Below are 23,278 nucleotides of genomic sequence, written 5' to 3' on the forward strand. Positions count from 1 at the left end.
ATGACAAGGCTTTGCACCGGCTATAAGGTCCAGCCATGACCAATGCCGCCCTGACCGACGAAGAACTCGAACGCTATGCCCGCCACATCGTGCTGCCCGAGATCGGCGGCCCAGGGCAGCAGAAGCTGAAACGGGCGCGGGTGCTGGTGGTCGGCGCCGGCGGGCTCGGTGCGCCGGTGCTCGAATATCTTGCTGCCGCCGGCGTCGGCACGCTCGGCATCGTCGACGACGACACCGTGTCCTTGTCCAACCTCCAGCGGCAGGTGATCCATGGCGGCAACACGATCGGCATGGCCAAGACCGACAGCGCCGCGGCGGCGATCATGCGCATCAATCCCAACGTCACGGTGGAAACGCATCGCCTGAGGCTGACGGCGCAGAACGCCCCTGCCCTCGTCGCCCGCTACGATATCGTTGTCGACGGCTCCGACAATTTCGACACGCGTTACGCGGTCGCCGATGCCTGCGTCAGCGAGAAGAAACCCCTCGTCACCGCGGCCGTCGGCCGCTTCGACGGCTCGGTGACGGTGCTGAAGCCATTCGAAACAGGCGCCGACGGCAAACGCAATCCGAGCTATCGCGACCTGTTCCCGGAAGCACCGCCGGAAGGGCTGGTGCCGTCCTGCGCCGTTGCCGGCATTGTCGGCGCGCTGACGGGCGTCATCGGCACGCTGCAGGCGATGGAGGCCATCAAGCTGATCACCGGCATAGGCGAGCCACTCATCGGCCGGCTGCTGCTCTACGATGGGCTCACCGCCCGCTTCGACACCATCCGCTACAAGGCCGTCTGAGCACATGGACCAGACCGTCGGCATCTCCATAGTCGGTCTTCCCGCGGATTTCGACCGATGGGACGACTTGCTCGCGCTGATCCGGCGCGCCTTTGCCTATATGGACGGCGTCATCGACCCGCCGTCATCGGCCCATCTTTTGACCGCCGACAGGCTTGGCGGGAAGGCAAAGCAGGAGACTGGGTTTCTGGCCGCCGAGAACGGCCGCATCGTCGGCTGCGTCTTCGCGCTGGAGCGAGTGCGGGATTTCTATGTCGGCAAGCTCGCGGTCGAGCCACGGCTCCAGGGCCAGGGCATCGGAACCCGGCTGATGCGGGCGGTCGAGGATCTTGCCCGCGAACGCGGAAAGGATGCCATTGAGCTTCAGACCCGTGTCGAACTGACCGCAAATCACGCAGCCTTCGCCCGGCTCGGCTTTCGCGAAACCGAGCGCACGGCGCATGAGGGCTATGACAGGCCAACCTCCATCACCATGCGCAAGGTGCTGTCTTGAGCCTCGCACTCAGCCCGCAGGAACAGGCGATCGCCGCCGGCCGGGACGGCGCTGGCATGGCGATGCGCATCGTCGCCGAAAGCGCCCGCCTGCTTGGCGCGCCGCGGCTCATCCCGATCGCCTCCACCCATATCGATGGCGCGCTTTACCATGGCGATTCCGGCACGTTGTTTGCCGAGAAGTTGGTCGAAGGCGGCGCCAAGGTCGCGGTGCGCTCGACGCTCAATGTCGGAGCGCTCGACCTGATGGGTTGCTCGCGCATTCGTCTCGAGGAGCCGCAGCGCGGCATGGCTCGCCGGATGATGGAGGCCTATCGCAAGCTCGGCTGCGAGCAGAGCTGGACCTGCGCGCCCTATCAGGCCGGACACAGGCCGGCACAGGGAAGCGACGTCGCCTGGGGCGAGTCCAACGCGGTCGTCTTCTGCAATTCGGTGCTGGGCGCGCGCACCAACCGCTACGGCGATTTCCTGGACATTGCCTGCGCCATTACCGGCCGCGCGCCGGATTACGGCCTGCACCGGCCTGATAATCGCCGGGCGCGGCTCATTTTCGATGTCTCGGGCCTGTCGCCATCTTTCCTTGCCTCGGAGATCGCCTGGCCTGTTCTGGGCAACCTCTATGGTCGCGAGGTGGGCAACGCGATCGCTGTCGTCACCGGCGTGGCCAGTCATCCCGGCGAGGACGCGCTGAAAGCCTTCGGCGCCGCAGCCGCGTCGTCCGGCGCGGTCGGCCTGTTCCATATTGCCGGCGTCACGCCCGAGGCTCCCGACGTCGAAACCATTCTGACCGGAGCTGAACCGGAGGCGGTGATCCGCGTGACGCGCGAGATGGCGGCGAAGGCTCGCGCCGGCCTGTCGACCGCCGCCGCGGGCAAAGCCATCGACGCGGTGGCGATCGGCAGCCCGCATCTGTCGCACGCCGAGTTCGACAGCCTGGAGCGGCTGATCGCCGGGCGGCGGCTTGCGGTGCCGGTCTATGCCTGCACCGGCCGCCACGCGCTTGCCTTGCTGGAGCAGAACGGCCGGCGAAAGAGGCTCGAAGCCAGCGGCGTCGTCATCGTCGCCGATACCTGCGTGGTGGTGACGCCGATCATGCCGGACCTCAGCAACGGTGTGCTGATGACCAATTCGGGCAAGTTCGCGCACTACGCGCCGGGCAACACCGGCTATGCGGTGCTCTACGCATCGCTCGCCGACTGCGTCGAAAGCGCGGTCCTCGGCAAGCCGGTCTTTACGGATATCGCCGCATGAGCGCTCGGGCCGAAATCCTGGTGCCTGGCAAGGCGGGCGAAGGCGAGGCGCTGGTGCTGACGGCGCCAATCAGCTTCTGGGGCGGCGTCGATCCCAGGACCGGGCGCATCGCCGACGTTCGCCACCCGCAGCATGGCGAAGTCATCGCCGGCCGGGTGCTGTTTTTGCCGGGCACGATCGGCTCGTCATCCGCTTCGGCGGTGCTGATGGAGCTCGTCCACAACGGACGGGCGCCGGCGGCCCTGGTGCTGCACGAGCCTGACGCCATCCTTCTGCTCGGCCTGATCGTCGCCCGGGAAATGGGCTGGGAAACGCCGATGGCGGTGCGGCTCGACCGTGGCGCGTTCGATACCTATCACGGGACCGCCGTGACAGTCGCCGCGGACGGTGCAGTCACCGTGGCCGTTTGAACCTTCTCAGGTCCTCAGCGGCAGAACCCGGTCCGGAGGGCGGTGGCCGTCGAAGAAGGCGCGGATGTTGATGATCACCTTCTCGCCCATGTCGATGCGGCCCTCGAGCGTGGCCGAGCCCATATGCGGCAAAAGCACCACCTTGCCCTTGGCGGCAAGCTTCAACAGCTTGGTGTTCAGCGCCGGCTCGTGCTCGTAAACGTCGAGGCCGGCGCCGGCGATCTTGCCGTCATGGATGAGCTTGATCAGCGATTCCTCGTCGATGATATCGCCGCGCGCGGTGTTGACCAGGTAGGCCGAAGGCTGCATCAGCGCCAGCCGACGTCCGGACAGCAGGTGGAACGTCGCCGGCGTCGAGGGACAATTGACCGAGATGATGTCCATGCGGGCCAGCATCTGGTCGAGGCTTTCCCAGTAGGTTGCCTCCAGTTCTTCCTCGACCGCCGGCAACACGCGGTGCCGGTTGTGGTAGTGGATCGACAGTCCGAAGGCCTTGGCCCGCCTGGCGACCGCCGTGCCGATGCGGCCCATGCCGACGATGCCCAGCCGTTTGCCCCAGATGCGCCGGCCGAGCATCCAGGTCGGCGACCAGCCGGCCCATTTCTTCTCGCTTGTAAGCACATTGGCGCCTTCGGCCAGCCGCCGCGGCACGGCGAGCATCAGCGCCATGGTCATGTCGGCGGTGTCTTCGGTGAGCACATTCGGCGTATTGGTGACGGTGATGCCTTTCTTGGCTGCCGCCGCGACGTCGATCTTGTCGACGCCGTTGCCGAAATTGGCGATCAGCTTGAGGTTTTCGCCGGCCTGGGCGATCAGCGCGGCGTCGATATGGTCGGTGATGGTGGGAACCAGCACATCGGCTTCCTTGACCGCCGCGACCAGCTCCGGCTGCGTCATCGGCCGGTCCTCGACATTCAGCCGCGCGTCGAACAGTTCGCGCATGCGGGTTTCGACCGGATCGGGCAGCTTGCGCGTGATGACGACGAGGGGCCGTTTTTTGCCTGCCATTTTATCCCCGAAGCTTCCTCGATCAGAATGACGTTTCGTTGAATCGTCATCCTGATCCTACTCTTTTTTGGAGCATGATCTTTTCCGAAAACCGGTTCCCACTTTTCGGGATCATGCTCTCGAAACCGATCTCGTTGAGACCTCTTTAACCAAGACCGGCGAAACTTGTAGCCAATCGCGGCATCAGCCCACTCCTGTAACAAGCGGTGCCGCCGAAGACAAAGAAAAAGGGGCGCTCATCCCGACGGACCGGCGCCGAAAGGAACGAAAGTGTCTGGTATCGCGTCGCTTCGCCTGGCCTTCAGCGCGGCCATTCTCGGGGCCCTGCTTTGCGCGCCGCAGGCATTCGCGCAGAGCGCGGCCGCGCCGGCGCAGACCATAACGCTCGGCCCAAGCGGCCTGCCGCTGCCGCGCTTCGTCAGCCTGAAGCCGGCCCGCGTCAACTCGCGCGTCGGCCCTGGCGCCAATTATTCCGTCAACTGGATGTACATGAAGGCCGGCCTGCCGATGGAAGTCATCCAGGAATTCGATACCTGGCGCCGCGTGCGCGATGCCGACGGCTCGGAGGGCTGGATCAACCAATCGCTGCTCTCCGGCCGCCGCACCGCGATCGTCGCGCCGTGGCAGCGCGGCAAGGGCGGGCGAATCAACCTGCTCAACGAGCCCGACAAGGATGCCGGTGTCATCGCCATCATCGAGCCGGGCGTGATCGGCGCGATCAAGAAATGCGACGGCCAATGGTGCGAAATGACCTTCGACGGCCACACCGGCTGGATGGCCCAGTCACAGGTGTGGGGCGCCTATCCGGGCGAGAAGGTCAAGAACTGAGTTTGCCCGAAGGCTCCGCCCCACGGCGCCCGATGCGGCCGAGATGGGTATCCTGAAAACCGGTGGACAATTTCAGGCCATAGCCCAGGGCGCGGTCTATGGCGATATGGGCGATCCAGATCAGCGCCACGGCAATGACCGTTGAATTGCCAAGAAGCTTGCCGGCGAGCGCCAGAACGAGCGGCGCGATCAGGATGTGCAGGGCGTTATAGGCAATCGCGCCGATACGCGGCCCGGCAAGGTAGCCGAGCATCGACAGGTCGGGCGCCAGGATGAGCAGCGCGAACAGCCACCAGGAGACGCCCGCCATTGCGTAGAAAGCGATGGCCACTATGGCAGCGGTGACCCATTCCAGCCGGACTGTCAGATCGACGGGACGCATCGCCAACGGATCAATCGCGCCGTTTGGGCCGCAGCCTCACCACGATGTCGACATTGGCGATCTCCATGCCTTCCGGGGGTGCCGGCAGGTTGGAGACGGTTACCGGCCCGCTTTCGATGTCGAAAATCCGGTTCTCGCCTTCGATGTAGAAGTGATGATGGTCGGAGGTGTTGGTGTCGAAATAGGTTTTCGAGCCTTCGACCGCCAGGATGCGCAGCAGGCCGGCCTGGGTGAACTGGTGGAGCGCGTTGTAGACCGTCGCCAGCGAAACCGGCACGCCGGCCGCGATTGCCTCTTCATGCAGTTCCTCGGCCGAAAGGTGGCGGTCGCCCTTGGCGAAAAGCAGATCGGCCAGCGCAATGCGCTGACGCGTCGGCCTCAGGCCGGCTTCGCGAACCCGCTTGTCCACAGCGACATTTTCCTTCCGGTAGCCCGAATCCATCTTCGCGTCGAAGCTTTGTTGCCCAGCCCATCAACAGGTCCAGAATGGCAAAAAGACGTCAAAAGCCAAAACCGGACATCAGCCGACATATATTCTGTAGTCCGGATGCGATCAATAGCGCGCATTGACCCGGGCAGGCGCACGGGTTAAGCGCAAACGCCGGTTTCCGGCCGCAAACAGAGTGTGTTAGGAAACCACCGACAAGGGCGCCCTGCCGCCCGCGAAGAACACGGGGACGGAAATTTGATGGCGGATCAAAAGTCCAGCTACGATTACGAGGAACTGCTTGCCTGCGCCCGCGGCGACCTGTTCGGGCCAGGCAACGCCCAACTGCCCTATCCGCCGATGCTGATGTTCGACCGTATCACCGAGATCAGCGAGACCGGCGGGGCTTTCGACAAGGGCTTCATCCGCGCCGAATTCGACATCAAGCCGGACCTGTGGTTTTTCGCCTGCCACTTCATCGGCAATCCGATCATGCCGGGCTGCCTCGGCCTCGACGCCATGTGGCAGTTGACCGGCTTCTATCTCGGCTGGCTCGGCGAGCCGGGCAAGGGCATGGCGCTTTCGACCGGCGAGGTGAAGTTCAAGGGCATGGTGACGCCGTCGGTGAAGAAGGTCGAATATGGCATCGACTTCAAGCGCGTGATGCGCGGCCGCCTGGTGCTCGGCATCGCCGACGGCTGGCTCAAGGCGGATGGCGAACCCATATACGCGGCTGCGGATCTGAAGGTCGGCCTGTCCAAGCAGTCCGCCGCCTGACCGTTTAGCGTGTCGCCCGCGTGTCCGACGGACCGCAAGGGAGCAGTTTATTTGCGTATGATGAAAGGCGAAAACCGACTAGGTTTTTCGTCCCAATACGCCGGAAGGAGTTGCGAATGAGACGGGTCGTAGTGACAGGGCTCGGCATTGTGTCGTCGATCGGCAACAATGCCAATGAGGTGCAGAGCTCGCTTTACGATGCCAAATCCGGCATCAGCTTTTCCAATTCCTTCGCCGAACACGGCTTCCGCTGCCAGGTCTGGGGCGCGCCGACGCTCGATCCCACCCCGATGATCGACCGCCGCGCGATGCGCTTCCTGAGCCAGGGTGCTGCCTGGAACCACGTTGCCATGGACCAGGCGATCGCCGATGCCGGCTTAAGCGAAAGCGACATCACCAATGAGCGGACCGGCATCGTGATGGGTTCCGGCGGCCCCTCGACCCGGACCATCGTCGAAGCGGCGGAAACCACGATCAAGAACAACAGTCCCAAGCGTATCGGCCCGTTCGCCGTGCCGAAGGCGATGTCGTCGACGGCGTCGGCCACTCTGGCCACCTGGTTCAAGATCCACGGCGTCAACTATTCGATCTCGTCGGCCTGCTCGACCTCGGCGCATTGCATCGGCAATGCCTATGAGCTGATCCAGTGGGGCAAGCAGGACATGATGTTTGCCGGCGGCCATGAGGACCTCGACTGGACGATGTCGGACCTGTTCGACGCAATGGGCGCAATGTCGTCGAAGTTCAACGACAATGCATCGGCCGCTTCCCGCGCCTATGACGTCAACCGCGACGGTTTCGTCATCGCCGGCGGCGCCGGCGTGCTGGTGCTGGAAGAATTGGAACACGCCAAGGCGCGCGGCGCCAAGATCTATGCCGAGATCGTCGGCTACGGCGCGACTTCCGATGGCTACGACATGGTGGCCCCATCCGGCGAAGGCGCCATGCGCTGCATGCGGCAGGCGCTTGCCACCGTCTCGACCCCGGTCGACTACATCAACACTCACGGCACCTCGACGCCGGTCGGCGATTCCAAGGAAATGGGCGCCATCCGCGAGGTGTTCGGCGACAAGATGCCTTACATCACCTCGACCAAGTCGCTGACCGGCCATTCGCTGGGGGCGGCCGGCGTGCAGGAATCGATCTATTCGATCCTGATGATGCAGGGCGGCTTCATCGGCGAGAGCGCCCATATCGAGGCGCTCGATCCGGAATTCGAGGGCATGCCGATCGTGCGCAAGCGTATCGACAACGCCAGAATCGACACCGTCCTGTCCAACTCCTTCGGTTTTGGCGGCACCAACGCAACGCTGATTTTCCAGCGCTATTCCGCATAAGGATGCCTTTTATGGACGGGTTGATGAAGGGCAAGCGCGGGCTCGTCATGGGTGTCGCCAACGACCATTCCATTGCCTGGGGCATTGCCAAAAAGCTCTCGGAACATGGGGCGGAGCTGGCTTTCACCTACCAGGGCGACGCCTTCGGGCGGCGGGTCAAGCCGCTTGCCGAGAAGGTGGGAGCCTCGTTGATCGTGCCCTGCGATGTCGAGGACAGCGCCTCGGTCACCGCGACCTTCGAGACCCTCGGCAAGGCCTGGGGCGGGCTGGACTTCGTGGTGCACGCCATCGGCTTTTCCGACAAGAACGAGCTCAAGGGCCTCTACGCCGACACCAGCCGCGACAATTTCGTGCGCACCATGGTGATCTCCTGCTATTCCTTCACCGAGATCGCCCGCAACGCCGCCGCGCTGATGGGCAATGGCGGCTCGATGATCACGCTCACCTATGCCGGCTCGGTCAGGGTGATGCCGAACTACAATGTCATGGGCGTCGCCAAGGCCGGGCTCGAGGCCAGCGTACGCTACCTTGCCAACGACTACGGCCCGCGCGGCATCAGGGTGAACGGCATCTCGGCCGGTCCGGTGCGGACGCTTGCCGGCTCGGGCATTTCCGACGCCCGCCATATGTTCTCCTACCAGCAGCGCAATTCGCCTCTCAGGCGCACCGTGACCATCGACGAAGTCGGCGGTTCGGCGCTTTACCTGCTCTCCGATCTGTCGTCGGGCGTCACCGGTGAGATCCATTATGTGGATTCCGGCTATCACATCGTTTCGATGCCTGCACTGGAGGAACTGAAGCAGAACGACGGCGCTCGCGAATAGTTTGCGGCCGCGATAGTAGCCTCCAGTAAAATTGGATGCCCAGTAAAATTGGATGCATTGGCGGAAACTCATTTTAAGGAGATATCCGCTATAAGGCCCCCTAATCTAGGGAGCTTGCATGTCTGCAGTCAGCAACCCGAAGCGAACACCGCTGTTCCGGCTGATCACCATCGCCAGCTCGGGCATGGGCAGTTTCATCCTTGGATTATGGGGGCTTCGGTTCGGCTTCGGCGACGGCATGGCCGGCATGCCGGCCGAGATGATGGCGGGCATCATCGCCGCGCTCTGTGCCCTTGCCGCCGGCGGTGCGGCGCTCTCGTTCTTCGCGGGCGTCGATGAATCGGAGGCCTATGTCTTCAAGGAGACCCATTTCGACAAGCTGACCGGCCTGCTGTCGCGCCAGGCCATGGTCGGCAAGATTGCCGATGCCGCCTCCGGGACGATCCGAACCGGCGAGCCGGTGTTCCTGATCGACATCGATATCGACCGCTTCAAGCAGATCAACGACGCCATCGGCTACAGCCAGGGCGACGAGCTGATCCGCGCCTTCACCAGCAGGCTGAAGGAGAATATGCCGAAGGATGCGGTGATCGGGCGCACCGGCGCCGGCGAATTCGGCGTGCTGCTGCCGGATCGCGACATCAAGGGTTCGATCGAGCGGCTGATCGAAAAACTCATCAACGAGATGATGGAGCCCTACCAGCTGCAGACGCATCTGCAGTCGGTCAGCCTGTCGGTCGGGATCGTGGCGATGCCGAAGGACGGCGTCGATCCCGTTCTTGTTCTGCGCCGCTCGAACCTGGCGCTGCAGAACGCGCGCGCCAGCGGCGTCGGCAACTGGTCCGTCTTCCACGCCGACATGGGCCGCGTGGCGGACTATCGGCAATGGATCGAGTCCGAGCTGAAGACCGCTTTCGACCGTGGCGACTTCAGTCTCCATTATCAGCCGCAGCTCAACCTGCCGAGCGGCCGCATCGTCGGCTATGAGGCGCTGATCCGCTGGAAGCATCCGGAGCGCGGCATGATCCCGCCGATGGAGTTCATTCCGATCGCCGAGGAAACCGGCATGATCAATCCGATCGGCGAATGGGTGCTGCGCAAGGCCTGCGGCGACGCCCAGCACCTGCCGCAGGATTGCTTCGTCGCCGTCAACATCTCGCCGGTCCAGTTCATGACCAAGGATTTTGTCGGCATCGTGCGGGAGGTGATGGAATCGACCGGCATCAAACCGTCGCGGCTCGAGCTCGAGGTCACCGAGACGGCGATGATGCAGGATCGCGACCGCGCCGCGACGATCCTGGAGCAGCTTGCCGAAATGGGCATTTCGGTGGCCGTCGACGATTTCGGCACGGGCTATTCCAATTTGAGCTACCTGATCGATTTCTCCTTCGGCAAGCTGAAGATCGACCGTTCCTTCGTCAGCCGCATCGACACCGACTCCAGCTCCGGCGCGATCGTTTCGACCATTGTCGGCCTGTCGCGGGCGCTGGGCGTCGGCATCATCGCTGAAGGTGTCGAGACCGAGAACCAGGCCACGCTGCTCAGGGCCGCCGGCTGCGAGGTGGTGCAAGGCTATCTGTTCGGCCGGCCGGCGCCGCTCAAGGTGGAGCTCGGCGAAGCGCGGCCGGCCTTCGCCGCGCGCGAGCCGGCCCGCATCGTCAGCTTGCAGTAGCGCGCGCTCTTTTCCTCGCGCAGCTCCGAACGGAAAACCGCTCCACACTTTTCCTGGAATTGCTTTTTGCGGCGCAATTCCAGACGGAAAACCGCTTCACACTTTTCCTGGAATTGCTTTTTAGCGGCGCGCCGAAAACACCTTGAACATGCCGTCGCGGGCGACCTCTGAATAGCTGGCAAAGGCTGCCGACAACGCTTGCTCGTAGGGAAGCTGGCGGTTGGCGACCATGAACAGGCGGCCGCCCGGTTTCAGCGCTTTCGACGCTTTACCGATCATGCCGGCGCCGATGCCAGGCTCGGCCGCGCGGCCGCCATGGAAGGGCGGGTTCATGACGATTGCGTCGTAGCGGCGTTCGACCGCTTCGGTGAGAAGATCGGTCCAGAAGAAGCGCGGCTCGGGGGCGCCATGGACGTTCAGCCTGGCTGCTTCCAGGGCTTCGAAATCCGCTTCATAGAGATCGAGGGCGGTGAGGCCGTGCGAGCGCCGAGCGACTTCCGCCGCCAGATAACCCCAGCCGGCGCAGAAATCGGCGATGCTGCCCCTGAGGTCGCCGGGCAGGCTTGCGGCGAGCAATTTTGAACCGGCGTCGACCCGATCAAAAGAGAACATGCCGGGGGCGGTTTTGAAGCCGCCTTCGACGACCAGGTCGGGGTTGCCGGCGCGCAGCGTCGCGGCCGTCTCCGTGCCGGCTCGCCGGAACCAGAAGGCAACGCCGTGATGCTTCGGCAGGTGGCCTTCGAGCGGCGCCAGGGCATTGATCCGTTTGCGCAGGCTGTCGACGCCGTCGTCCTTGCCGCCCGCGACAGCGATCAGCCCGCCCGGCACGACGCGCTCGATGGCTTCGGCGATGCGCAACTCATTTTGCCCGCGATGTCGGCCGGCGAGCACGAGAGCCATGTCGTAGCCCTGCCCTTCCGCCCGCGCCGTCACATTATGGCCTGACGCCTGCAAGGCGCGAAAATGCGGCCGGAAACCTTGCACGAGATGCAGCGCCGCATCGAAGCCGGCGGGCAAGCGGAAACCGGGCTCGGCGCCCAGAAAAAGAACGCGGGCATCCTTTCGCGGCAGAGGCAGCGCCTCGGCCTCAAACGGATAGAACAGCGTTTTCAGCGGCTCCGCGGCCATTCATTCACCCTGAAACGAAACGGGCGCGCCTCGCGGCGCGCCCGTCTCGATGTATCCGTGGCTTTTCGTTTGATGCATGTCGTTATCCCAAAACCGCTTCGCACTTTTTGGGCGACATGCATAAGGCCAATCAGGCGGCGTCTTCCTCGCCGTCCGACTTCTTCTTGTCCTGAGCGATTTCCTTGCCCGTCGCCTGGTCGACGACCTTCATCGACAGGCGGACCTTGCCGCGCTCGTCGAAGCCCATCAGCTTGACCCAGACCTTGTCGCCTTCCTTGACGACGTCGGAGGTCTTGGCGACGCGCTCATGGGCGAGCTGCGAGATGTGGACGAGACCGTCGCGCGGGCCGAAGAAGTTGACGAACGCGCCGAAGTCGGCCGTCTTGACGACGGTGCCTTCGTAGATCTCGCCGACTTCCGGCTCGGCGACGATGGTGTGGATCCACTTCTTGGCCGCCTCGATCTCCTTGGCGTTCGCCGAAGCGATCTTGACCGTGCCGTCGTCCTCGATGTTGATCTTGGCGCCGGTCTTCTCGACGATCTCGCGGATCACCTTGCCGCCGGAGCCGATGACGTCGCGGATCTTGTCGGTCGGGATATGCATGACCTCGATGCGCGGCGCGAACTCGCCGAGCTCGGCGCGGGCGCCGGACAGCGCATGCGCCATCTCGCCGAGGATATGCAGGCGGCCGTCCTTGGCCTGGGCAAGCGCGATGCCCATGATTTCCTCGGTGATGCCGTCGATCTTGATGTCCATCTGCAGCGAGGTGACGCCGTTGGCGGTACCGGCGACCTTGAAGTCCATGTCGCCGAGATGATCCTCGTCGCCGAGGATGTCGGAGAGCACCGCGAAGCGCTCGCCTTCCTTGATCAGCCCCATGGCGATGCCTGCGACCGGCTTTGCCAGCGGCACGCCGGCATCCATCAGTGCCAGCGAGGTGCCGCAGACGGTTGCCATCGAGGACGAGCCGTTGGACTCGGTGATCTCCGAAACGACGCGCAGCGTGTAGGGGAACTGGTCAGCGCTCGGCAGCATCGGGCGGATGGCGCGCCAGGCGAGCTTGCCATGGCCGATTTCGCGGCGGCCGGGCGAGCCCATGCGGCCGGTCTCACCGACGGAGTAGGGCGGGAAGTTGTAGTGAAGGAGGAACTTCTCCTTGTACATGCCCGTCAGCGAATCGACATACTGCTCGTCCTCGCCGGTGCCGAGCGTGGCAACGACCAGCGCCTGGGTCTCGCCGCGGGTGAACAGCGCCGAACCATGGGTGCGCGCCAGGACGCCGACTTCGGAGACGATCTTGCGGACCGTCTTCAGGTCGCGGCCATCGATGCGCGAGCCGGTGTCGAGGATGTTCCAGCGCACGACCTTGGCCTGGAGCTCCTTGAACACCGAGCCGATCTGCTCGGAGGTGTGCTTGGCCTCTTCGCCTTCGGCCGGCGCGAATGCGGCCTTGACCTTCGCCTTGACGGCGTCGACGGCGGCGTAGCGCTTCTGCTTGTCGGTGATCTTGTAGGCCTCGCGAAGCTCATCGCCGACGATCTTCAGCATCTCGGCTTCGAGCGCGGAGTAATCGGGCGCCGTGAAGTCGCGCGGTTCCTTGGCGGCGACCTCGGCCAGCTTGATGATCGCCTCGATCACCGGCTGGAAGCTCTTGTGGCCGAACACGACGGCGCCGAGCATCAGGTCCTCGGAGAGTTCCTTGGCCTCGGATTCGACCATCAGCACGGCGTCGGCGGTACCGGCGACGACGAGGTCGAGCTTGGATTCCTGCATCTCGTCAATATGCGGGTTGAGCACATATTCGCCGTTGATGTAGCCGACGCGGGCGCCGCCGATCGGGCCCATGAAGGGCACGCCCGAAAGCGTGAGCGCCGCGGAGGTGGCGACAATCGACAGGATGTCCGGATCGTTTTCGAGATCATGCTGGACGACGGTGACGACGATCTGGGTGTCGTTCTTGTAGCCGTCGGCGAAAAGCGGGCGGATCGGGCGGTCGATCAGGCGGGAAACCAGCGTTTCCTTTTCGCTCGGACGGCCCTCGCGCTTGAAATAGCCGCCCGGGATCTTGCCGGCGGCATAGGTCTTTTCCTGGTAATTGACGGTAAGCGGGAAGAAGTCGAGGCCGGGCTTCGGCTCCTTCATCGAGACGACGGTGGCGAGAACAACGGTCTCGCCGTAGGTGGCGAGCACCGCACCGTCAGCCTGGCGGGCGATCTTGCCGGTTTCCAGGATGAGCGGACGGCCGCCCCATTCGATTTCCACTTTGTGTTGATTGAACATATCTTGTCCTTCATATGCGGAAAGGGCCGCACCGTCTTAACGGTCGCGGGTTCTCCCTTTCCTGGCTTCCTTCGGGCAGCCACGGGCAAGACAACGGGAAGCTCGATCAAGTCCGGCTCTCAGCCGAGCGAGCATCCTGCAATCCTGCCCCATGACCGTCCATGGGCGGTTCCGGATAGCCCTCTGCAAGTCCGGAACCCGATTGGCCGATTGGTCGGCCGGCCTTGCACATGACGCCGGAAACCGCTGTTTCCGGAACGCGCCATGCGCGGAGGGGAATTTCCAGCATCGAGGCATCGGACCATCCGATACGCCAATGCGCGACCGGCGGGCCCCTTGGAGAGCCCGCCGGTCAATTCGTCAGCGACGCAGGCCGAGCTTGTCGATCAGCGTCTGGTAGCGCGCGTCATCCTTGCGCTTGAGATAGTCAAGCAGGCTGCGGCGCTGGGAGACCAGAGCAAGCAGACCACGACGGGAATGGTTATCCTTCTTGTGGTCCTTGAAGTGCTCGGTCAGGTTCTTGATGCGCTCGGAAAGGATGGCAACCTGGACTTCCGGAGACCCGGTGTCGCCCTTGGCGGTTGCGAATTCAGTCATCAATTCCTTCTTGCGATCGGCAGTGATCGACATCGTGCTTTTCCTTATCTGTTGGAGGAAACGGGACGCCCACAGCCGGGATGTCGTCCAGCAAGGGCCAGTACAAGCGACGCGTCAGGGCGCGAAGCTGCGGCGCATATAGTGCAATTCCGGATAAAACGCCAGCCCAATCGTCAAGCCGGCTTGTCGCAGGTTCCGGTTGCGAAACAGGAGAATTCAAAGGCTACAGCCATTTCTTCCACTTGAAGAACGCAATCAAACCGGCGGCGACCAGCAGCATGAACACCAGCGCCACCGGATAGCCGTAATAGGCTTTCAGCTCCGGCATGTTCCAAGGCGAGGTTTCCGGATCGAAATTCATGCCCCAGACGCCGACAAGGAAGGTCAGCGGCATGAAGATCACCGAGACGATCGTCAGATAGGAAATAACGTCGTTGGTGCGAGCCTGGGTCAGCGAGACATGCATCTCGATCAGGCCGGTGAGCATATCGCGCTGGTTCTCGACCAGTTCGATGAGGCGCAGCGAATGGTCGAGCGTGTCGTTGAAGAAGATCTTGGTCTCGGCCTTCACGAAGGGCACATCGTTGCGGATCAGCGTCGCCAGCGCGTCGCGCATCGGCCACAGCACGCCTTTGAGCACGTTGGCGTCGCGCCGCAATTCATGCAACTGCCGCATCTGATGCTTGTGCGGCTTGTTCAGCATCTCGTCCTCGATGCCGTCGACCAATTCGCTCGCCGCCTCGATTGGCGGGAAGTAGCTGTCGACGATGGCATCGATCAGCGCATAGGCAAGATAGTCGGCGCCGCGCGAACGGAGCCTGTTCGGCATCGCGCCGGCAATGCGCTTGCGCACCGGATCGAAGGGATCGCCCTCGCGCTCCTGGAAGGAGACGACGAAATTCCTGCCGAAGAACAGCGCGATCTGCTCGTAGCGATGCGAGGTGACATCGTCGATCATGCGCATGACGACGAAGGCATGATCCTCGAAGAAATCCACCTTGGGCCGCTGGCCGGTGTTGACGACGTCCTCCAGAGCCAGCGGGTGCAAATTGAAGATCCGGCCGATCTCCTCGATCAGCGGGATGTTGGCAAGCCCGGTGCAGTCCAGCCAGACCACCGGCCATTTCTCGCAATGGGTGTTGAGATCGTCGATACTGGCGTTGTCGATGGTTTTGTATTTTTCCGGCGAGATCAGCGTCAGCCGAAGCTCGCTGCGCCGCGCCGCCGGATCGGCGATAAGCGTGCCAGGCGACGCCCCGACCGGCGGCCGACGGGTTTTCAGCGATGCCCGCTTCTTGCCTGTATCAGCCTTTGCCATGAGATCCCTGGAACTTCAGCGCTCAGCCGAACCCTAGAGCGAGACGGCGTCCGTTGAATCGCTATCTCGCTCTAAGCATTTGTTTTTGGAGCATGATCCTCTCCGAAAAGTCTGCAACTTTTCGGGATCATGCTCAAGACGACCGGTTTCACCCGACAAAGACCCGTTTGGGCTTGAACATGCCCTGTTCGATGGCGCCGATGGCGACGAGCCTGCCGCGCGCGGTGGCACAAGCCTCCTCGGCCTCGACCGGCGCATCGCGGCCGCGAATGATGACGGGATTGCCAAGCCGGATCTTGGTGGCCGCGTCGTCGCTGACCGCGACCTGCGGCAGGCAGTCGAGCGCGACCGCGGTGTCGACCAGCAGCGCGTCGATGGCGCTGAAATCGACCGGAGCCTCGGCTTCGTCCGGACTGGCTTCGGTGCTGCCGCCAAAACGGGCCGCTTCGAGCTCGGCCAGGGTGACAAAATCATCGGGCGTGAACGGCTCGACCTCGACGCGGCGCAATTCCGCGATATGGCCAAAGCAGCCGAGGTCGCGGCCCATGTCGCGCGCCAGCGAGCGCACATAGGTGCCCTTGCCGCATTCGACCTCGAAGACAGTCTTGTCGGTACCGTGCTCGGCGATTTCGAGGCGGCCGATCTCGATCTCGCGCGCCGGAATCTCGACCGTCTCGCCTTCACGCGCGAGGTCATAGGCGCGCTCGCCGGCGATCTTGATGGCCGAGAATTGCGGCGGGGTCTGCATGATGACGCCGGTGTATTTCGGCAGCAGCGCCCTCACCTGCGCCTCGTCCGGTCGACGGTCGGAGCTGTTGGTCACCGGGCCTTCGAGATCGTCGGTCGTGCGCTCCTCGCCCCAGGCGACGGTGAAGCGGTAGATCTTGGCGCCATCCTGCACGTAGGGAACGGTCTTGGTGGCCTCGCCCAAGGCGATCGGCAGCATGCCGGAGGCCAGCGGGTCGAGCGTGCCGGCATGGCCGGCCTTTTCGGCCTGGAACAGCCATTTGATCTTGGAGACGGCCTCGGTCGAGCCCATGCCGACCGGCTTGTCCAGCACCACCCAGCCGGAGACCGGCCGCCCCTTCTTCTTGCCGCGACGCGCCACCTATTCCTCGTCCTTGTCGTTATTCTTGCCGTCGCCGAGATCGCGCGCCACTTCGGGCGACTTCAGCAGTTCATTGATTTTCGCGAAATTGTCGAAGGAGGTATCGAGCCGGAAGCGGAATTCCGGCATGTATTTCATCTGCCTGAGCGCGCCGGAAACACGGCCGCGGATGAATTTCGCATGCTTGTTGAGCGCTTCGATCACTGCGCCGGTGTCGCCGGCGCCGAGCAGCGAGACGAAGGCGGTGGCGATCTTGAGATCGGGCGACATGCGCACCTCGGACACCGAGACGACGCTGTTTTCGATCACCGGATCTATGATCTCGCCACGCTGCAAGGTCTCGGACAGGGCATGACGCACCTGCTCGCCGACGCGCAGCATGCGCTGGGAGGGGCCTGATATGGTCGAACGGGGCATTTTCTTCGGTCCTGAAATCGTGAAGCGCGGGATGGGACCGCGCCACATGTCTCGACTGCATAAGGGGGCTGGGCGGCAGCCTTTCGGCCGCCGCCCGTTTCATTCCGGCACGTATACCCGAATTTACAGCGTTCTGGTTACCATCTCGATGCGGAAGCACTCGATGACGTCGCCGACGCGCATGTCCTCGTAGTTCTGGAAGGCCATGCCGCACTCCTGGCCGCCCGGCACTTCCGAAACCTCGTCCTTGAAGCGCTTCAGCGTCTTCAAGGTGCCTTCGTGGATGACGACGTTGTCGCGGATGAGGCGAACGCCCGCGCCACGCTCGACCTTGCCTTCGGTGACGCGGCAGCCGGCGATCTTGCCGATTTTGGAGATGTCGAAGATCTCGAGGATCTCGGCATTGCCGATGAAGGTCTCGCGCCGCTCCGGCGAAAGCATGCCGGAAAGTGCCGCCTTCACGTCATCGACGAGGTTGTAGATGATCGAGTAGTAGCGGATCTCGATGCCCGCGGCGGCCGCCGCCGCACGCGCCTGCGCGTTGGCGCGGACGTTGAAGCCGATGATTGCCGCTCCGGACGTCTCGGCGAGCGAGACATCGCTTTCGGTGATGCCACCGGCACCGGCATGGACGATGCGCGCGCGCACCTCGTCGTTGCCGAGCTTTTCGAGGGCGGCATTGATCGCCTCGATCGAACCCTGCACGTCGCCCTTGATGACCAGCGGGAATTCCTTCAGTCCGCTCGTCTGCAACTGCGACATCATCTGCTCGAGCGAGCCGCGCTGGCCGGCATGCTTGGCCACCGCCTTGTCGCGCGCCAGGCGCTGGCGGTATTCGGTGATCTCACGGGCGCGCGCCTCGTTGTTGACGACGGCGAAGCGGTCGCCCGCCTGCGGCGTGCCCTGGAGGCCAAGCACCTCGACCGGCATTGCCGGCGGCGCCTCCGGCACGTGCTCGCCGCGATCGTTGACAAGCGCGCGCACACGGCCCCACTCGTTACCGGCGACGATGATGTCGCCCGGCATCAGCGTGCCGGTCTGCACCAGCACGGTGGCGACGGGACCGCGGCCCTTGTCCAGCTGCGCCTCGATGACCGCGCCTTCGGCGGTGCGGTCGGGATTGGCCTTGAGGTCGAGAACTTCGGCCTGCAGCAGGATCGCTTCGAGCAGCTTGTCGAGATTGGTGCCCTTGGTCGCCGAAACCTCGACGTCCAGCACCTCGCCGCCCATCGATTCCACGAACACTTCGTGGCGCAGCAGTTCGGTCCGCACCTTCTGCGGGTCGGCGTCGCGCTTGTCGATCTTGTTGATGGCCACGATGATCGGCACGCCGGCCGCCTTGGCGTGGCTGATCGATTCGATCGTCTGCGGCATCACGCTGTCGTCGGCCGCCACCACCAGCACGGCGATGTCGGTGACCTGAGCGCCTCGGGCGCGCATCGCCGTGAAGGCGGCGTGGCCGGGCGTATCGATGAAGGTGATCTTCTGGCCGTTTTTCTCGATCTGGTAGGCACCGATGTGCTGGGTGATGCCGCCGGCCTCGCCGGAGACGACGTTGGCGTTGCGGATGGCGTCGAGCAACGAGGTCTTGCCGTGGTCGACATGGCCCATGATGGTCACGACCGGCGGACGCGACACCAGGTCTTCCGGGCGGTCGGCAATGTTGAACAGGCCTTCCTCGATGTCGGATTCGGCGACGCGGCGGACCGTGTGGCCGAATTCGGAGGCGACCAGCTCGGCCGTGTCGGCGTCGATGACGTCGCCCGGCTTCAGGATCTGGCCCTGCTTCATGAAGAACTTGACCACGTCCACGGCACGCTCGGACATGCGCTGCGCCAGTTCCTGGATGGTGATGGTTTCGGGCAGGATCACTTCGCGCATGACTTTCTCGCGCGGCTCATTGTGGAGCGCGCGTTTGAATTTTTCCTGGCGGCGGCGCATCGACGACAGCGAACGGGCGCGCGCATCTTCATCCGACAGCGCCGAGTTCAGCGTCAGCTTGCCGCGACGGCGGTCTTCCTCGCCCTTGGTGGGCTTGGCCGGCCGCGCCACTTCGGGCGTGGCAAGGCGGCGCGCTGGCGTACTCGCGCCGGCGCCGGGGCCAGTACGCCTCGGCTTGGCCCCCTCCTCGTCGTCGACAGTGGCAACATCTGCTGCCAGCGGCGCGCGGCGGCGAGCCTCTTCCTCGGCGCGTCGGCGCGACTCGGCCTCAGCCTGGAGGCGTGCCTCCTCCTCGGCCTGACGGCGTGCGGAGTCCTCACGCTCGCGCTTGCGGCGATCTTCTTCCTCGGCGCGGCGCTTGCTCTCTTCCTGGGCTCGCTGGCGATCCTCGACCTCACGAGCTTTGGAGCCTTCAAGCGCCTTGCGACGCGCTTCCATCTCGCCGCGCGAGAGTTCGTTCAGCACCATGCCGGAGCGTTCCGGCGGCTGGGGCGGCGCCTTCGGCGCTTGCTGCACGACAGGGGCGGCGGCAACAGGGGCAGCCGCGACGGGCTTCGGCGTGAAGACGGACGGCGCCACCGGCTCCGGCTTGTCGCCGGGCAACGAGAACTTGCGCTTCTTGGTCTCGACCACGACCGACTTGGTGCGGCCATGCGAGAAATTCTGGCGCACGGTGCCCTGCTCGAGGCCGGGGCGCTTCAGCGTCAAGGTCTTCTTCGGCGTAACGCTCAACGTCTTGTCGTCGCCCGATTTCGTATCGTTCATTCCATATCCTCTGCGGCCTCATCTTCGTCAGCAACGGCCGCAAGCATTGCCAGATCGTTCGGGGTACCGCCCCGATATCGGTCGAGCGCAACAACGCGCTTCTCAACCGCCTGTCCCGCGTCCTGCGCGAGAACGGCAGCATGTATCACATTTGTACCCCCCAATGCCAAGCTCAAGTCGGCCTCGGAGAAAAGTTTGTAGGCAAGGATGGCGGGGCCGCCGAGATGGACGGTTGCCCGCCGCGCCTGGCTGATCTTGCGGATACCGTCGTCCGCAGCCTCGGCCGCATGCAGCACGAGGAGCGCCTGCCCGTCGCGCACCGCGCCTTCGACCTTGGCCGCGCCGAGAACGACGGCGCCTGCCTTGCGGGCCAGGCCAAGCATGCCCAGAGCGGATCTGGAGAGCAGCCCGTCGACCATGCCGCCGAGATCGGCCGGAACCGTCACCTGCGCCTTGAAAGCACGAGCAAACAGGTTCTTCGCCGCTGCCTTCTCGATATGTAGGCGATCGGCGGTGACCCAGCAACCGCGGCCGGGCAGATTTCTCTTGATGTCGGGGACGACGGCCGAATCCGGGCCGACGACGAAGCGGATCAGTTCATCCGCTTCGGCCTGCCTGCGCGTAACGATGCAAGTGCGATCGTTCATCTCGTCCTGGGGCGGGTTGTGTGCGATGCGGTTTCACCTCACGCACCAACAGCTTCGTCAGCCGCGACTTGTTCGGCTGCAAGCTCGTCTTCGCTGATCCAGCCAGCCTTAACGCGGGCGGCCAGAACCATCTGCTCGGCGTCGGCGCGCGAGACGCCGTGGCTGGCGAGCACGCCCGGATAGACCTTGGTCTCACCGTCCTTGCGCTCTTTCCAGCCGATCAGATCGTCCGCGGCATAGCCGGCGAAGTCCTCGATCGTCTTCACGCCGTCCTCGCCAAGCGTCACCATCATGGCGGTGGTGACACCGGGGATCTCGCGCAGCTCGTCCTTGACGCCAAGCGCCTTGCGCTTTTCGTCATGCTCGGCCTCGATCTTCTCCAGATATTCGCGGGCGCGGGTCTGGATTTCCGAAGCGGTATCCTCATCGAAGCCGTCGATCGACGCGATCTCGCCTGAATCCACATAAGCGACCTCCTCGACGCTGGTGAAGCCTTCCGAGGCGAGCACCTGGCCGACCATCTCGTCGACGTCGAGGGCTTCCATGAAGAGTGCCGAACGCTCGACGAATTCCTTCTGGCGGCGCTCGCTCTCCTCCTGCTCGGTCAGGATGTCGATATCCCAGCCGGTGAGCTGCGAGGCAAGACGCACGTTCTGGCCGCGGCGTCCGATGGCCAGCGACAGCTGGTCGTCCGGCACCACCACTTCGATGCGCTCGGCATCCTCGTCGAGCACCACCTTGGCGACCTCGGCCGGCTGCAGCGCGTTGACGATGAAGGAAGCCGCCGAGGGCGACCACGGAATGATGTCGATCTTCTCGCCTTGCAATTCGCCGACCACCGCCTGGACGCGGCTGCCGCGCATGCCGACACAGGCGCCGACCGGATCGATCGAGGAATCGCGCGAGATGACGGCGATCTTGGCGCGCGAGCCCGGATCGCGGGCGACCGACTTGATCTCGATGATGCCGTCATAGATTTCCGGCACTTCCATGGTGAACAGCTTGGCCATGAACTGCGGATGCGTGCGCGACAGGAAGATCTGCGGGCCGCGCTGCTCGCGGCGCACGTCATAGACGTAGGCCCGGACGCGGTCGCCATACTTGTAATTCTCGCGCGGGATCAGCTCGTCGCGGCGGATGATCGCCTCGCCGCGGCCGAGATCGACGATGACGTTGCCGTATTCGACGCGCTTGACGGTGCCGTTGACGATCTCGCCGATGCGATCCTTGTATTCGTCATACTGGCGATCGCGCTCGGCCTCGCGCACCTTCTGCACGATGACCTGCTTGGCCGACTGGGCGGCGATGCGGCCGAAATCCATCGGCGGCAGCTGCTCGGCGATGAAGTCGCCGAGCTGAGCGTCGGGGTTGCGCTCGCGCGCCGTGGAAAGCGCGATCTGCGTCGCGTAGTCCTCGACCTTCTCGACCACTTCCATCAGCCGCTGCAGCTTCATCTCACCGGTGTTCGGGTTGATGTCGGCGCGGATGTTGGTCTCCTGGCCGTAGCGAGAGCGCGCCGCCTTCTGGATCGCATCGGCCATGGCGGCGATGACGATCGACTTGTCGATCGACTTTTCACGCGCGACCGCATCGGCGATCTGCAGCAGTTCAAGCCTGTTGGCGCTTACAACCATTGTCTTTCTCCCGATTTCGCGCTGGGCATATGGCCCGGCTACTCAATCAACTTTCCTGTTCGGTTTCGTTTTCCTCGCCGGCGGCGGCGTCTTCCGCTTCGCCGCGGCGCTTCTTGGCTTCCTTGCGCGCCCGGTTGTCCTTCGACAGGGCATCGCGGATGAGATCGTCGGTCAGCAGCAACCGGGCTTCGGCAATCGCGTCATAAGGCACGCGCAGCGTCGGCTCCTCGCCATAGGCCGCCTTGTCGCGCTCGATAAGGATGCCGTCGGCATCCGCCTCGGCGATCTTGCCCTTGAACCGCTTGCGATCGCTGACAAGAACCGACGTCTCCAGCTTGACCAGATGGCCGGTCCAGGTGGTGAAATCCGACTTGCGCACCAGCGGCCGGTCGATGCCGGGCGACGAAACTTCGAGATGATACGCCTTTTCGATCGGATCATCGACATCGAGGGCTGGCGACACGGCGCGGCTGACCTCTTCGCAATCCTCGACGGTCATGGTGCCGTCCTCGCGCTCAGCCATGATCTGCAGCGTCAGCCCGTTCTGGCCGGTCAGTTGCACCCGCACGAGCCGAAAGCCGATGGCCTTGAGCACCGGCTGCACGATCAGCGCAATGCGCGCATCGATGCCGCTTTCGCGGATGATACGGTCGTCGGCCTCGCTTGCCGCTGCAGTCATCAGATCCCTGTCGCTTTTTGCTTCCGGCCGGCAGGTAACAAAAAAGAGCGGGACCGGGTGGACCCACTCTTCGTCATACCGACCAAGAATTTGAGGCTGATATAGACGATCCCGAATTGTGTTTCAAGCCTGCAGGCAGTCCGGGGCGAAGTTCCGCCGGTGAAGGCAGGGTTGCGCGCCGGGCATGGCCGCCATGCGGCCGGCTGCCTTGCAAACAGCGGCAGGCGCCACCCATCTATGTTGCAATGCAAAAGAGAAGGACGCGCCTGGTGGCGCGTGAGGCTGGTTCTATGGACCGTGGATTGTTTTTCGTGATCGGTGACTTCTTCAATACATTCGGCAGCGCGCCAGCCGCGTCGCGGGCCGTCGAGGCCGGCCGCAAGCCGCGCCGCGGCGACCTGAAGAAGCTCGGCATCGATCCGGCCGCTTTCGACAAGATCGGCCGGTTTTAAAGCAGCCGAAGTTGGGAACTGCCCGACTAAAGCGCGTCGCGCTGAACCGGATTCAGGCGACGCGCTTTAAGTTCTTTGTTTTGATGCACGTCGTTGTCCCAGAACCGCTGCA

The 23,278-nt window shown here is 63.9% G+C and carries 23 protein-coding genes; 10 read left to right on the plus strand and 13 right to left on the minus strand.

From position 1 onward, the window contains the following. Positions 1 to 35 precede the first annotated feature (35 nt). From RFM98_RS09705 to RFM98_RS09720, 4 genes are read left to right on the plus strand one after another with little or no spacing between them, the layout of a single operon-like run. Positions 36 to 791, plus strand: coding sequence for a molybdopterin-synthase adenylyltransferase MoeB (locus tag RFM98_RS09705; protein ID WP_320308662.1), 756 nt, complete (start codon positions 36 to 38; stop codon positions 789 to 791). A 4-nt stretch (positions 792 to 795) separates the two neighbouring features. Then, a complete protein-coding gene (locus RFM98_RS09710; protein WP_320308663.1) occupies positions 796 to 1,284 on the plus strand; it encodes a GNAT family N-acetyltransferase in 489 nt (162 codons plus the stop codon). Next, positions 1,281 to 2,534, plus strand: coding sequence for an aconitase X (locus RFM98_RS09715; protein ID WP_320308664.1), 1,254 nt, complete (start codon positions 1,281 to 1,283; stop codon positions 2,532 to 2,534). The genes RFM98_RS09710 and RFM98_RS09715 overlap by 4 nt, the downstream gene beginning before the upstream one ends. Next, the gene (locus RFM98_RS09720; protein ID WP_320308665.1) at positions 2,531 to 2,944 is read left to right on the plus strand and encodes an aconitase X swivel domain-containing protein; all 414 of its coding nucleotides are present in this window, start codon (positions 2,531 to 2,533) and stop codon (positions 2,942 to 2,944) included. The genes RFM98_RS09715 and RFM98_RS09720 overlap by 4 nt, the downstream gene beginning before the upstream one ends. A gap of 6 nt (positions 2,945 to 2,950) precedes the next feature. On the opposite strand, the gene RFM98_RS09725 is transcribed toward RFM98_RS09720, so the two are convergent. Continuing rightward, positions 2,951 to 3,952 (minus strand): 2-hydroxyacid dehydrogenase, encoded by a 1,002-nt coding sequence (locus RFM98_RS09725; RefSeq protein ID WP_320214285.1) that lies wholly within the window; start codon positions 3,950 to 3,952, stop codon positions 2,951 to 2,953. Between the two features lie 270 nt (positions 3,953 to 4,222). Here RFM98_RS09725 and RFM98_RS09730 point away from each other — a divergent pair, with 270 nt between their 5' ends. Further along, a complete protein-coding gene (locus RFM98_RS09730; RefSeq protein ID WP_320214284.1) occupies positions 4,223 to 4,780 on the plus strand; it encodes an SH3 domain-containing protein in 558 nt (185 codons plus the stop codon). On the opposite strand, the gene RFM98_RS09735 is transcribed toward RFM98_RS09730, so the two are convergent. Together RFM98_RS09735 and irrA are read right to left on the minus strand one after the other, a co-directional pair. Then, complete coding sequence (locus RFM98_RS09735; RefSeq protein WP_320308938.1) at positions 4,770 to 5,162, minus strand: DUF4260 domain-containing protein; 393 nt, start codon at positions 5,160 to 5,162, stop codon at positions 4,770 to 4,772. The genes RFM98_RS09730 and RFM98_RS09735 overlap by 11 nt on opposite strands. A gap of 10 nt (positions 5,163 to 5,172) precedes the next feature. Then, positions 5,173 to 5,604: an iron response transcriptional regulator IrrA gene (gene irrA, locus RFM98_RS09740; RefSeq protein WP_320308666.1), complete on the minus strand. Its 432-nt coding sequence runs from the start codon at positions 5,602 to 5,604 to the stop codon at positions 5,173 to 5,175. A 246-nt stretch (positions 5,605 to 5,850) separates the two neighbouring features. Here irrA and fabA point away from each other — a divergent pair, with 246 nt between their 5' ends. The 4 genes from fabA to RFM98_RS09760 all read left to right on the plus strand — a co-directional run bounded on the left by fabA (position 5,851) and on the right by RFM98_RS09760 (position 10,199). Further along, on the plus strand, positions 5,851 to 6,366 hold the full coding sequence (gene fabA / locus RFM98_RS09745; protein ID WP_320214281.1) for a 3-hydroxyacyl-[acyl-carrier-protein] dehydratase FabA: 516 nt from the start codon (positions 5,851 to 5,853) through the stop codon (positions 6,364 to 6,366). Positions 6,367 to 6,482: 116 nt separating this feature from the next. After that, positions 6,483 to 7,703 (plus strand): beta-ketoacyl-ACP synthase I, encoded by a 1,221-nt coding sequence (gene fabB / locus RFM98_RS09750; RefSeq protein ID WP_320308667.1) that lies wholly within the window; start codon positions 6,483 to 6,485, stop codon positions 7,701 to 7,703. An 11-nt stretch (positions 7,704 to 7,714) separates the two neighbouring features. Next, positions 7,715 to 8,527: an enoyl-ACP reductase FabI gene (gene fabI / locus RFM98_RS09755; RefSeq protein ID WP_320214279.1), complete on the plus strand. Its 813-nt coding sequence runs from the start codon at positions 7,715 to 7,717 to the stop codon at positions 8,525 to 8,527. Positions 8,528 to 8,645: 118 nt separating this feature from the next. Beyond that, complete coding sequence (locus RFM98_RS09760) at positions 8,646 to 10,199, plus strand: putative bifunctional diguanylate cyclase/phosphodiesterase (protein WP_320308668.1); 1,554 nt, start codon at positions 8,646 to 8,648, stop codon at positions 10,197 to 10,199. A gap of 120 nt (positions 10,200 to 10,319) precedes the next feature. Here the strand turns inward: RFM98_RS09760 and RFM98_RS09765 are convergent, their stop codons facing one another. The 10 genes from RFM98_RS09765 to rimP form a co-directional block, all read right to left on the minus strand. Then, positions 10,320 to 11,327: a class I SAM-dependent methyltransferase gene (locus tag RFM98_RS09765; protein ID WP_320308669.1), complete on the minus strand. Its 1,008-nt coding sequence runs from the start codon at positions 11,325 to 11,327 to the stop codon at positions 10,320 to 10,322. Positions 11,328 to 11,457: 130 nt separating this feature from the next. Beyond that, positions 11,458 to 13,608 (minus strand): polyribonucleotide nucleotidyltransferase, encoded by a 2,151-nt coding sequence (gene pnp, locus RFM98_RS09770; protein ID WP_320308670.1) that lies wholly within the window; start codon positions 13,606 to 13,608, stop codon positions 11,458 to 11,460. 360 nt (positions 13,609 to 13,968) lie between these two features. After that, the gene (gene rpsO / locus RFM98_RS09775) at positions 13,969 to 14,238 is read right to left on the minus strand and encodes a 30S ribosomal protein S15 (protein WP_027165894.1); all 270 of its coding nucleotides are present in this window, start codon (positions 14,236 to 14,238) and stop codon (positions 13,969 to 13,971) included. A 190-nt stretch (positions 14,239 to 14,428) separates the two neighbouring features. After that, positions 14,429 to 15,523, minus strand: a complete 1,095-nt coding sequence (corA, locus tag RFM98_RS09780; RefSeq protein WP_320308671.1) for a magnesium/cobalt transporter CorA — start codon at positions 15,521 to 15,523, stop codon at positions 14,429 to 14,431. A gap of 148 nt (positions 15,524 to 15,671) precedes the next feature. Continuing rightward, complete coding sequence (gene truB, locus RFM98_RS09785) at positions 15,672 to 16,631, minus strand: tRNA pseudouridine(55) synthase TruB (protein ID WP_320308672.1); 960 nt, start codon at positions 16,629 to 16,631, stop codon at positions 15,672 to 15,674. After that, positions 16,632 to 17,048 carry a 30S ribosome-binding factor RbfA gene (gene rbfA / locus RFM98_RS09790; RefSeq protein ID WP_320214273.1) on the minus strand — a complete coding sequence of 139 codons (417 nt, stop codon included), beginning with the start codon at positions 17,046 to 17,048 and terminating at the stop codon, positions 16,632 to 16,634. 123 nt (positions 17,049 to 17,171) lie between these two features. Next, positions 17,172 to 19,754, minus strand: a complete 2,583-nt coding sequence (infB, locus tag RFM98_RS09795) for a translation initiation factor IF-2 (RefSeq protein WP_320308673.1) — start codon at positions 19,752 to 19,754, stop codon at positions 17,172 to 17,174. Further along, positions 19,751 to 20,401 (minus strand): RNA-binding protein, encoded by a 651-nt coding sequence (locus tag RFM98_RS09800; protein WP_320214271.1) that lies wholly within the window; start codon positions 20,399 to 20,401, stop codon positions 19,751 to 19,753. The genes infB and RFM98_RS09800 overlap by 4 nt, the downstream gene beginning before the upstream one ends. Positions 20,402 to 20,439: 38 nt before the next feature. Next, positions 20,440 to 22,035 (minus strand): transcription termination factor NusA, encoded by a 1,596-nt coding sequence (gene nusA / locus RFM98_RS09805; RefSeq protein WP_320308674.1) that lies wholly within the window; start codon positions 22,033 to 22,035, stop codon positions 20,440 to 20,442. A gap of 46 nt (positions 22,036 to 22,081) precedes the next feature. Continuing rightward, positions 22,082 to 22,714, minus strand: coding sequence for a ribosome maturation factor RimP (gene rimP / locus RFM98_RS09810; RefSeq protein ID WP_320308675.1), 633 nt, complete (start codon positions 22,712 to 22,714; stop codon positions 22,082 to 22,084). Between the two features lie 311 nt (positions 22,715 to 23,025). On the opposite strand from rimP, the gene RFM98_RS09815 reads away from it, so the two are divergent. Continuing rightward, positions 23,026 to 23,166, plus strand: coding sequence for a hypothetical protein (locus tag RFM98_RS09815; RefSeq protein ID WP_320308949.1), 141 nt, complete (start codon positions 23,026 to 23,028; stop codon positions 23,164 to 23,166). Positions 23,167 to 23,278: the final 112 nt, after the last annotated feature.

The organism is Mesorhizobium australafricanum (assembly GCF_033977265.1).
GTDB lineage: Bacteria > Pseudomonadota > Alphaproteobacteria > Rhizobiales > Rhizobiaceae > Mesorhizobium > Mesorhizobium australafricanum.

Excerpts from the sequence above, each read along its gene's own strand:
- RFM98_RS09705 (WP_320308662.1), top strand. The coding sequence starts at position 36 with ATGACCAATGCCGCCCTGACCGACGAAGAACTCGAACGCTATGCCCGC.
- RFM98_RS09710 (WP_320308663.1), top strand. The coding sequence starts at position 796 with ATGGACCAGACCGTCGGCATCTCCATAGTCGGTCTTCCCGCGGATTTC.
- RFM98_RS09720 (WP_320308665.1), top strand. The coding sequence starts at position 2,531 with ATGAGCGCTCGGGCCGAAATCCTGGTGCCTGGCAAGGCGGGCGAAGGC.
- RFM98_RS09725 (WP_320214285.1), bottom strand. The coding sequence starts at position 3,952 with ATGGCAGGCAAAAAACGGCCCCTCGTCGTCATCACGCGCAAGCTGCCC.
- RFM98_RS09735 (WP_320308938.1), bottom strand. The coding sequence starts at position 5,162 with ATGCGTCCCGTCGATCTGACAGTCCGGCTGGAATGGGTCACCGCTGCC.
- irrA (WP_320308666.1), bottom strand. The coding sequence starts at position 5,604 with ATGGATTCGGGCTACCGGAAGGAAAATGTCGCTGTGGACAAGCGGGTT.
- fabA (WP_320214281.1), top strand. The coding sequence starts at position 5,851 with ATGGCGGATCAAAAGTCCAGCTACGATTACGAGGAACTGCTTGCCTGC.
- fabB (WP_320308667.1), top strand. The coding sequence starts at position 6,483 with ATGAGACGGGTCGTAGTGACAGGGCTCGGCATTGTGTCGTCGATCGGC.
- fabI (WP_320214279.1), top strand. The coding sequence starts at position 7,715 with ATGGACGGGTTGATGAAGGGCAAGCGCGGGCTCGTCATGGGTGTCGCC.
- RFM98_RS09760 (WP_320308668.1), top strand. The coding sequence starts at position 8,646 with ATGTCTGCAGTCAGCAACCCGAAGCGAACACCGCTGTTCCGGCTGATC.
- RFM98_RS09765 (WP_320308669.1), bottom strand. The coding sequence starts at position 11,327 with ATGGCCGCGGAGCCGCTGAAAACGCTGTTCTATCCGTTTGAGGCCGAG.
- pnp (WP_320308670.1), bottom strand. The coding sequence starts at position 13,608 with ATGTTCAATCAACACAAAGTGGAAATCGAATGGGGCGGCCGTCCGCTC.
- rpsO (WP_027165894.1), bottom strand. The coding sequence starts at position 14,238 with ATGTCGATCACTGCCGATCGCAAGAAGGAATTGATGACTGAATTCGCA.
- corA (WP_320308671.1), bottom strand. The coding sequence starts at position 15,523 with ATGGCAAAGGCTGATACAGGCAAGAAGCGGGCATCGCTGAAAACCCGT.
- rbfA (WP_320214273.1), bottom strand. The coding sequence starts at position 17,048 with ATGCCCCGTTCGACCATATCAGGCCCCTCCCAGCGCATGCTGCGCGTC.
- infB (WP_320308673.1), bottom strand. The coding sequence starts at position 19,754 with ATGAACGATACGAAATCGGGCGACGACAAGACGTTGAGCGTTACGCCG.
- RFM98_RS09800 (WP_320214271.1), bottom strand. The coding sequence starts at position 20,401 with ATGAACGATCGCACTTGCATCGTTACGCGCAGGCAGGCCGAAGCGGAT.
- nusA (WP_320308674.1), bottom strand. The coding sequence starts at position 22,035 with ATGGTTGTAAGCGCCAACAGGCTTGAACTGCTGCAGATCGCCGATGCG.
- rimP (WP_320308675.1), bottom strand. The coding sequence starts at position 22,714 with ATGACTGCAGCGGCAAGCGAGGCCGACGACCGTATCATCCGCGAAAGC.